A 10,680-nucleotide genomic window follows, 5' to 3' on the forward strand; every position below is an offset into this window, starting at 1 on the left:
GGAGCGCCTGCTCGGTTCGCGCTCCCCCGGCGGTGACCTCGTCCTCGAGTTGGTGAACGGCTCGAGCCCCACGCTGGCCGAGTTCTTCGCCTCGCGCGGCATCACCCTGCTGCTCGGATCGGGTGGCGCGGGCGCCGCCGACGCCCCCGGAGGACCAGGGTCGCAGCCGGTGGGCGGGGACGACGAGGATGACGGGGACGACCAGGACGACCAGGACGACCAAGACGACGCCGACGACAGCGACGACGATGCCGGCGACGTCGAGGACGACGACACCGATGCCGGCTCCGAGACGAAGCCCGACGACTCCGGCGATGACCCCGCCGACGACGCCGACGACGCGGACCCCGCGGACGACCCCGCGGACGACCCCGGCGACGGCGACGACGCGGACGACCCCGGCGACCTGGACGACGACGACGATGACGGCGACGACGACGCGGCCGAGGCCGCGGCCCCGGCCGGCGCCCAGGCAGCCTCCGCGCTGGCTGAGTTGGCGGCATGATGCCGGCCGAGGAACGGGGCGCCGCGCCGGGCGCGGCCATCCTCGTGGTGGAGGACGACCGCCAGCTCGCCGACCTTCTGCGTGAACAGTTGACGCTGGCGGGACACGCCCCGGTGCTTGCCGGCGGCCTCGGGGAGGCGCGCCGGTGCCTGGCGGACGGGCGCTTCGACCTCATCGTCCTCGACCTGAACCTGCCGGACGGCGACGGGCTCGACCTCGCCGCCGAGGTCCGCGCCGAAGGCAACGTCCCCGTGCTGATGCTGACGGCCCGCGCCGCCATAGACAGCCGCGTGGCGGGCCTGTACGCGGGCGCCAACGATTACCTCACCAAGCCGTTCAGCGTGGCGGAGCTGCTCGCGCGCGTCCACGTCCAGCTGCGCGAGGCCGGCGCGCGGCGGCTGCTCAGCTACGGCCGGCTGACGCTCGACCGTGAGACCCGGGCGTGCAGCGTTGGCGGCAGGGTTGAGCACCTCCCCGAGCGCGAGTTCGAGGTGCTGCGCCTGCTCGTGCAGTACCGCGGGCGCGTCTTCACGAAGGAGGACCTGGAGCGCGCCCTCTACGGTCCCGAGGTGCCCGACTCCAACACCATCGAGGTCTACGTCTACAACCTGCGCCGCAGGCTCAAGGGGCTGGGGCTGGAGGACGTCATCCGCACCGTTCGCAACCGCGGCTACGTGGTGGTCTGAGGCAGGGGTGCTGGGCACGCGCTTGAGCGTCCTGCTGGGGGCGTCGCTGCTGGTGGCGTTGGCGGCGGCGGTCGTCCTCAGCGTGGTGCTGTTCGAGCGTCACCAGTACCGCGAGCTGACCGCGCTCCTAGGGCGCGAGCTGCAGCGCGTGACGACGCTGCTGGCCGACCCCGCCGTGGGCGAGAGCCTGCTGGCGGGCGGTTTCGAGCACCTGAGCCTGCAACTGGTCGATCCGGCCGGCGGGGTGTTGGTGCCCGCCGGCGACCCCGAGGCGATCCCGCTCGGTGACGGTTGGGCCGAGTGGCGCGGCGAGCGCGTGCTGGTCGCGGCGGCGCCGTGGAGCCTGGCGGGTGGCGTGAGGCTGGGCACCGTGCGGCTCAGTTACGACGCGGCCGAGGCGCTGGCCGCGCGGCGCACGTTGCGCAACAGCCTGGTCGTGGCCGCGGCGGTGATCGCCCTGCTCGGCACCGTCGCAGGGCTGCTCCTCCTGCGGCGCCAGTTGCGACCACTGAGGCTGCTCGCGAGCGAGGCCGCGGCGCTCGAGCCCGCCGACCCGCGCCTGTCGTTGCCCCCCATGCGCCGGGACGAGGTCGGTGAGGTGGCGCGCGCGTTGGAGGGGGCCGTGGCGGCCATCCGACAGCGGCAGCAGGCCGAACGCGACGCCCTCGCCGGTGTGGCGCACGAGCTGGCGGCACCCCTCTCGGTGGTGGCCGGGCAGCTGGAGGGCCTGGCGGCCGCGAACCCGGCGCCTCAGGTCCTGGCGGCGCGCGACGCGGCCCGCGAGCTCCTCCACACCTCCCAGGACCTCCTGACGCTGGCGCGGGGCGAGCTGCAGGTGCCGCTCGAGCTGAGCGTCGTGGCCGTGGCGGAGGTGGCGGAGAGGGTGTGCGGCGAGTACCCCGGCGTGCGCTTCGAGGCGCGGTCGGAGGGGTTGGTGTTGGGCAACCCCCTGCGCCTCGCGCAGGTCGTCAGGAACCTGGTGCGCAACGCCGTGCAGGCGGGCGGGGCTCCAGGCGTGACGGTGCTGGTGACGGAAGCGGACGGGGCCGTGACCCTCACCGTCAGCGACGACGGGGTGGGACTGACCGACGAGGCGCTCGGCAGGCTGTTCGAGCGCCACTTCACGAGCAGGGCGGCGCAGGGGGGAAGCGGCATCGGCCTGGCCGTGGTGAAGGGCCTGGTCGAGGCGCACGGCGGCGCCGTGACTGCGGAGCGGCTGCCGGAGCGCGGCACGCGCTTCGTGGTGGTGCTCCCGTCACTGGAGGCCGGGTTGGAGGAGGGCGCGCGCTCCTGATGGGCCGCCCAGCCGCTCGCGAGCCGGGCCTGGGTGGGGCTCGCCCGCGGGAGCTCCCTGGGTCGTCAGGACGCGGGCAGAGTCAGCGCCCGGTACTGCCGCTCGGTCTCGGCCGTGGGCTCCAACCCGAGCTCGGTGGCGAGCAGGTCGCGAAGTTGCCGGTAGGTCAGCTCCAGGCCTACCAGGTCGCCCAGCGCGTGCTGGGCGCGCATCAGCAGCAGGTGGGCCCGTTCGTCGAGGGCGTCGAGCGATAGCGCACGCCTGGCCGTGAGAAGCACCTCCTCCGGTCGACCGGTGGCGAGCAGGACCTCGCCCAGCTTGTGGAAGGCGTTGGCGATCGGGTCGGCCAGGCGCGCGCGCAGCGAGTCGGCCCAGGCGTAGTCGAGGCCCGCCAGCGCCTCGCCCCGCACCAGCCCCACCGCCTGCCGGAGCGCCGCCACCTGGCGTTCCGGGCGAGCTTCCCGCGCCTGGGAGACGAGGCTCTCGAAGCGGTCGAGGTCGATGTCGAAGCGCGCCCGGTCTAGCCGGTAGCGTCCGGACTCGACCAGCACGAACCTGGTCGGGTCGTCGTTGCCCCGTTGCAGCGCCTTCCTCAGCCGGTAGAGCGCGGTGTGCAGCGCCGTCTTGGCGCGGTCGGGCTCGGTGGGCCATAGGGCGGCCAGGGCGGTCTCGATGGTGATCGTCTCGTCGCGGTGGGCGACGAGGTATGCAAGCAGGTCGCGCGCCTTGGTGGAAGTGAAGGCCCGGGCGGGGAGGGGCTCACCGTCGACGCTGACGCGCAACTCCCCCAGGAGCTCCACCTCCACGTCGGCGCGCGCCGCTGCCGGCCGCGCCCCGCCGCCGCCTGTCGCGGCGGGCTCCAGCCGCCCGGCCATGCCCTGAGCGATACGCGTGATGAACGGATCCGTCGGCCGCGTGGGCCGGAGGGCCTCGAGCACGCGCTCGGCCCGCGGCCCCTGGTCGGCCACGAGCTGCCAGGCGTGGCTGGGGGCGAGCATGTCGAACGCCGTCCCGGCGAGGCGCACGCCCTCCACTTCGTCGCCCCACTCCAGCTCGATGTAAGCGAGACCGAAGTAGGCCAGCGCCAGCGGGATGCGGTACTGCCGCTGCTCGCCGATCTCGACCAGCTCCGCGTAGATGCGTTGCGCTTCCCGCCAGCGGCCGGCGCTGAGGAACGTGTCGGCCAGGACGCTATGGCACACGTACAGCTCGTAGCCGATGGGTCCCCCCTCGAAGGCCCACACCGCCTCGCCCGCCACCTGCGCGGCCTCCTCCACGCGCCCCTGGAGTTCGAGGACGTGCGCGAGGTAGCCGGCGGCCATGACGCGGTCGTAGCTGGCGCCGTCGATCTCGTCGGCCAGGGCGATGCCCGAGCGCAGGAGCGCCTCGGCGCGGTCGAGTTCGCCCGCGCGGGTGTAGGCGTTGCCCAGGACCGCGTACGCCGCCGGGATGCGCTCCCTGGCCTCGTGGCGCTGGTAGGTCGTCAGGGCGCGTTCCGCGTGCCGCAGGGCGGCGCGGTGGTCCTGCCGGTAGAGGGTCGGGCTCGCGAGGGCGAGGTGCACGTCGGCGGCCCTCAGGCCGTCAGCGTCGTCGAGCCCTTCGAGGGCCTCGCTCAGGTAGGCGACCGCCGAGTCCACGTCGCCCTGCCACCAGCAGATCCGGCCCAGCGTCCCGAGCAGGTCGGCGCGCAGCCTGCGCGTGGCGTCGGCGGTCGCGGGCCGGTCGGCCTCGCATGCGGCGGCCTCGCCGGTCGGAGCGGGCGCGAGCACGGCGAGCGCCTGCTCCGCGGTGCGCCGGCCGACCTCCATGCCACATAGGTGACCCTCGTTCTGGGCCAGCTCCATGAGCGCGGCGGCCCTCACGCCCGGACTAGGGCCGGCGTCACCGCACCGCACCGCCGCCGCCTGCCGCGCCCACTCGGCGGCGCGCCGGTAGTCGCCCTGCGAACGCGCTATGACGGCCAGCTCGGTCAGCGCGGCCGAGCGCGTGTCGGCGCCGGCGGCCTCCCCGATCTTCTGCAACTCGCGGCTGGCCTGGTGGAGGAGGCCGCGGCCGTGCAGGACGCGACCGAGCAGGAGCTGCAGGCGAGGGGAGGCGTCGACCTGAGCCCGCAGCCGGACCAGCCAGCGATGGAGCGCCTCCCCGCGACCCAGTCCGAGGAGCGCGGGTCCGTGCGCCTCCAACAGCCGGGCCGCGTCCGGCAGCGCGTCGGCGTCGAGGTAGAAGCCGACCGCGGCCGCGAGGTCGGCGCGCCCCTCGGCCGCCCGACCCGCCTCCATCCGGAGGGCGGTGGCCAGGCGTGGGTCGTGCCCCTCGAGGCGTTGCAGCAGGAACTCGCGGAACAGGGCGTGGTAGCGGTACCAGCGGCCCTCGGCGTCGAGGGGCTGGAGGAACGTCTGCTCGCGCGTCAGCCGCTCGATGAGGCGCGCGCAGGCGGCCGGCTCCTCGCCGATAAGCGCGGCGCACGACGCTGCGTCGAACTGGGGCAGCACGGCGCTGCGCAGCAGGAACCGCTGCACCTCGTCGGGCTGCCGCGCGAACACCTCGTCCATGAGGTAACCGCCTACGGCGGGGTTGGAGCCCCGCAACCTGCCCGCCAGCGCCGCGGCGTCGGCCCCACCAGACAGCAGGCCGCGCGCCAGGTGCAGCCCGGCGCCCCATCCCTCCGTGCGCTCGACCAACTGAGCCACGACCTCTGGGGTGAGGTCCGGGAAGTCGCGGAGCAGCCACGCCGTCGCCTCCTCGAGGGTGAACCTCAGGTCGTCGACGTCGAACTGCCGGGCGACGCCGCGGGCCAGCCAGCGGTTGACGGGCAGAGCGGGGCGGGTGCGCGACGCGATGAGGATGGCGGCCCCCGGTGGCGGGTAGTCGACGAGCTTGGTCACCAGCGCGAGCGCCCGCCGGTTGGCGAGCAGGTGGAGGTCGTCGATCACGAGCGTCCATTCCCGCGTGGGGGAGTCGTCGAAGGCGTTGACGATCATCGCGAGGAGCCGCTCCTCGTTGCGGCCGGCGTCGGCGTCGCCGAGCCCCTCGAGGTGGCAGGCGAGGTCGGGGAAGGTCCGGCGCACCCCCTCCGCCAGGGCGGCGAGGAAGGCGACGGGGTCGTTGTCGCCCTCGTCGACCTGGAGCCAGACGAGCGGCCGGTTCAGGGCCTCCGCCACCTCGGCCAAGAGGACGGTCTTGCCGTAGCCCGGCGGCGCCACGAGCAGCGCCGCCGCTTGGCGCACGTGCCTGACCACCGCCTCCGAGAGCCGGAGCCTCGGCACGCGGGTCGCCGTGTAGCGCGGCACCACGTGCTTAGTGAAGAGCACCACGGCATGAATCTACCGCGGACCCGAGCCGCTCGCGCTCGGCCTGCCAACGGTCTGCCAACGGCCTCCCGTAGACTCGGCGCACCGCACCTAGGCGTCGGGCGGGAGCCGGCGAGTGTCCGGCCGCTCGGCTGCAGGAGGAACCAGATGACGAGACTCCCGTCGTTCGTCCGCTTCGTCTCGCTCGCCCTCGCGCTGCTGGCAGGCGTCGTCGCCGCGCAGTCGACCACCGCCTTGAGGGTCGCCAGCACGGCCAGCGTGACCACCTGGGACCCGAGCCTGTCCTTCTCCACCGAGGCCGTCTACCTTGCCAACATCTACGAACCGCTGCTGTGGGCCAACCCGGCCGGGGCGGAGGAGCCGTTCAGGCCGGCGCTCGCCACCTCGTGGGAGGCGGCCGCCGACGGCCTGTCGTGGACGTTCCACCTGCGCGAGGGCGTCAAGTTCCATGACGGCGCGACGCTGAACGCCGACGCGGTGGTGCGTTCGATCGAACGTCACATGGCCATCGGCGGTGCCGCGTTCATCTGGGCGCCGGTCGCCGCCGTCGTCGCGGTCGACGACATGACGGTGCGCATCGACCTCGAGTACCCGGCGCCAGTCGACCTCATCGCGGCCTCGCTCTACGGCGCCTGGATCGTCAGCCCTGCCGCGCTCGACGCTGCCGCGGCCGACGAAGCGTACTTCGAGGCCGGCATCGGCGCCGGCACCGGTCCGTACCGTCTGGTCGAGTACACGCCCGACGCGGAGGTCGTCCTGGGCGCCTTCGACGATTACTGGGGCGGTTGGGACGAGCCCGGGCACTTCCAGAACGTGGTCGTGAGGATCGTCTCCGACCAGGTCCTGCAGGAGCAGATGCTCCTCGCGGGCGAGGTGGACATGGCGCTCAGCCTCCCGCCTACCTCCTACGCCGCTTTCGCGGCCGACCCGAACTACGACGTGCACACGGTCGTGACGCCCTTCAACTACGTGGGCTTCCTCAACACGACCCGCCCGCCCCTCGACGACGTCCGCGTCCGTCAGGCGATCTCCTACGCCGTCCCCTACGACGACATCATCGCCGTGGGCGCCGAGGGGCTGGGCACGCAGAGCCGCGGCCCGGTGCCGCAGGGCATCTACCCCTGGTCGGAGGAGGTCCCGCGCTACACGCAGGACCTAGCCAAGGCCCGGCAACTCCTGGCGGAGGCCGGTCACGAGGGTGGCGGTTTCACCTTGCGGCTCACTTACGCGGCGGAGAACATCATCGAACGCGCCTTCGCCCCTGTCATGGCCGACGCGCTCGCCGACATCGGCATCAAGGTGGAGATCGAGCCGCTGCTCTTCAACCAGCAGTGGGCGCTGGCCAAGGCCGACCCGAAGGAGGCGCAGGACATCTTCCTGCTGCTGTACTGGCCCACGTACTCGGACGCCGGCTCCGACAACCTTTGGTCCATGTTCCATAGCAGCGAGACGCCGTTCTTCAACCTCAGCTACTGGAAGAACCCGCTGTTCGATGACCTGGTCGACGAGGCGATCGAGTTGACCGGCACCGACCGCGCCACGGCGCAAGCCCTGTACGTGGACGCGATGACCATCCTCGTGGACGAGGCGCCCGCCCTGTTCTTCATGGACGCGGGCGGCTGGTACGCCGTCCCCACCTACCTCGAGGGGTTCGCGTACAACATCAACTACCCGTTCGCCACGTTCTTCTACCCGATCCGGCTGGCGGACTGACGCTGTCGTCTCGGGTCGCGCTGGCGGCGCCACGCACGGGGGGTGGCGCCGCCGCGGCCCTGCCGGGAGACTGGAAGCGATGGGGTTAGTCAAGTTCATCACCAGGCGCCTGGCGTTGTCGCTGCTCGTCCTCTTCGGCGTGGCGACGATCGTCTTCGTCCTCACGCGCATCATCCCGTCCGACCCGGCCTCGCTCTACCTGGGGCCGCGGGCGCGGCCGGCCGAGATCGCCGACATCCAGCGCCGCTTCGGTTTCGATAGACCCGTCATCGAGCAGTACGCCCAGTACATGAGGGCGTTGGCGCGCGGCGACCTCGGCACCTCGCTCGCCACCAAGCGGCCGGTTGTGCAGGAACTGGGCTCGCGCCTGGCGGCCACCCTCGAGCTGCTCGTGGCGGCCATGCTGCTGGCCGTGGTCGTGGGCATCCCCCTCGGGGTCCTGTCGACGCGCCTCCGCGGCGGGGTCGGCGAGGCGCTAGTGCGCGTGACGTCGGTGGTGGGGGTCTCGATGCCGGCGTTCTGGCTCGGCCTGCTGCTGCAGCTCGTGTTCGTCCACCTCCTGGGATGGTTCCCGGCGGCCGGGCGCGTCGACGGAGGACTCAGGTTCGTGGCGCCCATCACCTCCCTCACGGGCCTGAACCTGCTCGACACGCTCCTGACCGGCAACCTCGTCGCCTTCCGCGACGCCTTCATGCACCTAGTCCTGCCGGCCTTCACCCTCGCCGCCTACCCCATCGGGCTCGTGACGCGCATGACGCGTGCCGCCATGCTCGAGGTGCTCTCGCAGGACTACATCCGCACGGCGCGCGCCTACGGCGTGGCCGAGCGCCGCGTGCTCTCTAGGTTCGCGCTGCGCAACGCCATCGGCCCGACGTTGACGGTCATCGGCCTCACCATGGCGTTCATGCTCACCGGCACGTTCTACGTGGAGGTCATCTACGCCTGGCCCGGGCTCGGCTCGTTCACCGTCCGCTCGTTCCTCAACGTCGACTACCCCGCCATCCTCGGCATGACGCTCTTCGGCGCCGCCGGTTACGTCGTCATCAACCTGATCGTGGACGCGGGCCAGGCGTTCTTCGACCCGCGCGTGAGGGTGGCGTGAGGCGCGGTCCCGGGCCGGCGAGCGCCATGTGGCGCATGTTCGCGGGCAGCCTGGCGGCGGGGCAGGTAACCGCGGCGGCCGACGCCGACGAGTCCGTCCGGGACGAGCTGGCGCCGCCGCGCGGCGGCATGCAACGCGCGCTGGCGGTCCTTGGGCGCGACCGCCTCGCCGTGCTCGGCCTCGCCTTCGTGGCGCTGCTCGTCATCGTCGCTCTGTTCGCGCCGCAGCTGGCGCCCTACCCCGACATGGGCATGGGGCGGTCGTCCGTGACCACCCGGGCGCTGCCGCCCTCCCCGGGGTTCGTGCTTGGCACCGACCGCTTGGGACGGGACGTCCTGAGCCGCATCATCTATGGCGCCCGTCCGGCGCTGATCGCTCCCCTCATCGTCGTCCTCCTGGCCGTCGGCATCGGCGCGCCTCTCGGGGCCGTGGCCGGCCTGATGGGCGGCTGGGTCGACGAGGTCATCATGCGCGTGTGCGACCTCTTCCTCGCCTTCCCGTCGCTCCTGCTCGCCATGGCCATCGTGGCGCTGGCCGGACCGAGCCTCAGCAACGCCGTCGTGGCGCTGGCGGTCTCCTGGTGGCCGTGGTACACGCGCCTGGTGCGCGGGGTCGCCGTGTCGCTCAGGCAGCAGGCGTTCGTGGAGGCGGCGCGGGGCCTCGGTGCCGGCACCGGCCGCGTCATGCTGCGCCACATCCTGCCGAACTCGATCACCCCCATCCTGGTGCAGGCGTCCCTCGACGTCGGCACGGTCATCCTCGCCACCACCGGCCTGGCCTTCATCGGCCTTGGCAGCCAACCCCCCGCCGCCGACTGGGGCCTGATGATCGAGGACGGTCGGGCGCTCCTCCGCACGGCCTGGTGGACGAGCACCTTCCCCGGCCTCGCCATCTTCCTGGCGGTGCTCAGCTTCAACCTCGTCGGAGACGCCCTGCGCGACCTCTTCGACCCGAAGGAGTACAGATGACAAGCGTTCCGTTCGGGGCCGCGGCGTGAGCCGCTCGTTCGGGCTCGCGGCCGTGCAACTGGCCCCGGTGCCGTGGGACCCGGCCGCCACCGCCGCGAAGATGGTCGCGGTCTCTCACCGCATCGTCGCCACCTTCCCGTGGGTCGACATGCTCGTCTTCCCCGAGTTGGTGGCCTCGGGCGTGGAGCAGCTCGGGCGGCGGCCGACGGTGGAGGAGTGGGGACGTTGCCGCGCGCCCGTGCCCGGACCCCTCACCGCGCCGTTCACGGACCTGGCGCGCCGTCTGAGGCGGTGGGTCGTGCCCGGCTCCCTCTACGAGACCGAGGGGGACGTCACCTACAACACGAGTGTCGCCATCGCGCCCGACGGCGAGATCGTCGCGCGCTACCGGAAGCTGTTCCCCTGGTACCCGTTCGAGGCCGAGTCGACGCCGGGCAGCGGCTACACGGTCTTCGACGTCCCCGGCGTCGGGCGTTTCGGGCTGTCGATCTGCTACGACATGTGGTACCCCGAGACGGTCAGGACCCTCACCTGGATGGGGGCGGAGGTCATACTCCACCCCACCCTCACCACGACCCAGGATCGCGAGCTCGAGACCGTGATCAGCCGCGCCCACGCCATCACCAACCAGGTCTACTTCCTCGACGTGAACGGCGTGGGGCCGTGGGGTGGAGGGCGCTCCGTGCTCGTCGACCCCGAGGGTCAGGTCGTGCACCAGGCGGGCGAGCGCGAGACCTTCTTCGTGCAGCGCATCGACCTGGACCGGGTGACGCGCGCTCGCGAGGCCGGCACGTTGGGGATAGCGCAGACCTGGAAGCAGCTGCGCGACTTCGGCATGCGGTTCCCGCCCTACCAGGAGGGGTTCGAGGAGGGGGCGGTGTTCGAGGGCCTCGGGAGGCTCGAGCTGGCTGAACGCCCGTGAGCGCCCGCGTGCCGGCGGCTACCTGAGGGCCACCGGCAGCAGCTCCGTCGGGAAGTTCTGGTACGCCACGAGGCGCGTGAAGCGCTCGATGGCGTGGGTGCCCACGGAGGTGCTGCGCCCGTCGGAGGTGGCGGGGTAGGGGCCGCCGTGCACCATGGCGGGGCCGACCTCGACGCCGG

9 protein-coding genes are annotated in these 10,680 nt (G+C 72.7%); 7 read left to right on the forward strand and 2 right to left on the reverse strand.

Annotated features, from left to right (window positions below):
• The first annotated feature begins 169 nt into the window (after positions 1-169).
• The 3 genes from H3C53_08550 to H3C53_08560 are packed head-to-tail and all read left to right on the forward strand — an operon-like array spanning position 170 to position 2,485.
• The gene (locus H3C53_08550) at positions 170-505 is read left to right on the forward strand and encodes a hypothetical protein (protein ID MBW7916715.1); all 336 of its coding nucleotides are present in this window, start codon (positions 170-172) and stop codon (positions 503-505) included.
• Positions 505-1,191 (forward strand): response regulator transcription factor, encoded by a 687-nt coding sequence (locus H3C53_08555; protein MBW7916716.1) that lies wholly within the window; start codon positions 505-507, stop codon positions 1,189-1,191. The genes H3C53_08550 and H3C53_08555 overlap by 1 nt, the downstream gene beginning before the upstream one ends.
• Positions 1,192-1,198: 7 nt before the next feature.
• The gene (locus tag H3C53_08560) at positions 1,199-2,485 is read left to right on the forward strand and encodes a HAMP domain-containing histidine kinase (protein MBW7916717.1); all 1,287 of its coding nucleotides are present in this window, start codon (positions 1,199-1,201) and stop codon (positions 2,483-2,485) included.
• A 65-nt stretch (positions 2,486-2,550) separates the two neighbouring features.
• Here the strand turns inward: H3C53_08560 and H3C53_08565 are convergent, their stop codons facing one another.
• Positions 2,551-5,799, reverse strand: coding sequence for a winged helix-turn-helix domain-containing protein (locus H3C53_08565; protein MBW7916718.1), 3,249 nt, complete (start codon positions 5,797-5,799; stop codon positions 2,551-2,553).
• A gap of 144 nt (positions 5,800-5,943) precedes the next feature.
• Between H3C53_08565 and H3C53_08570 the strand changes: the two genes are divergently transcribed.
• From H3C53_08570 to H3C53_08585, 4 genes are all read left to right on the forward strand, one after another.
• Positions 5,944-7,509, forward strand: coding sequence for an ABC transporter substrate-binding protein (locus H3C53_08570; protein ID MBW7916719.1), 1,566 nt, complete (start codon positions 5,944-5,946; stop codon positions 7,507-7,509).
• Positions 7,510-7,588: 79 nt separating this feature from the next.
• Positions 7,589-8,611, forward strand: coding sequence for an ABC transporter permease (locus H3C53_08575; protein MBW7916720.1), 1,023 nt, complete (start codon positions 7,589-7,591; stop codon positions 8,609-8,611).
• 128 nt (positions 8,612-8,739) lie between these two features.
• Positions 8,740-9,579 carry an ABC transporter permease gene (locus H3C53_08580; GenBank protein MBW7916721.1) on the forward strand — a complete coding sequence of 280 codons (840 nt, stop codon included), beginning with the start codon at positions 8,740-8,742 and terminating at the stop codon, positions 9,577-9,579.
• 25 nt (positions 9,580-9,604) lie between these two features.
• A complete protein-coding gene (locus H3C53_08585) occupies positions 9,605-10,501 on the forward strand; it encodes a carbon-nitrogen hydrolase family protein (GenBank protein MBW7916722.1) in 897 nt (298 codons plus the stop codon).
• A gap of 18 nt (positions 10,502-10,519) precedes the next feature.
• Here H3C53_08585 and H3C53_08590 read toward each other — a convergent pair.
• Positions 10,520-10,680: aldehyde dehydrogenase (NADP(+)) (locus tag H3C53_08590; protein ID MBW7916723.1), on the reverse strand; the 161-nt coding region annotated here is incomplete at its 5' end.

This window comes from Trueperaceae bacterium, from assembly GCA_019454765.1.
Taxonomy (GTDB): Bacteria; Deinococcota; Deinococci; order Deinococcales; family Trueperaceae; genus JAAYYF01.

Excerpts from the sequence above, each read along its gene's own strand:
- H3C53_08555 (MBW7916716.1), top strand. The coding sequence starts at position 505 with ATGCCGGCCGAGGAACGGGGCGCCGCGCCGGGCGCGGCCATCCTCGTG.
- H3C53_08570 (MBW7916719.1), top strand. The coding sequence starts at position 5,944 with ATGACGAGACTCCCGTCGTTCGTCCGCTTCGTCTCGCTCGCCCTCGCG.
- H3C53_08575 (MBW7916720.1), top strand. The coding sequence starts at position 7,589 with ATGGGGTTAGTCAAGTTCATCACCAGGCGCCTGGCGTTGTCGCTGCTC.
- H3C53_08580 (MBW7916721.1), top strand. The coding sequence starts at position 8,740 with ATGCAACGCGCGCTGGCGGTCCTTGGGCGCGACCGCCTCGCCGTGCTC.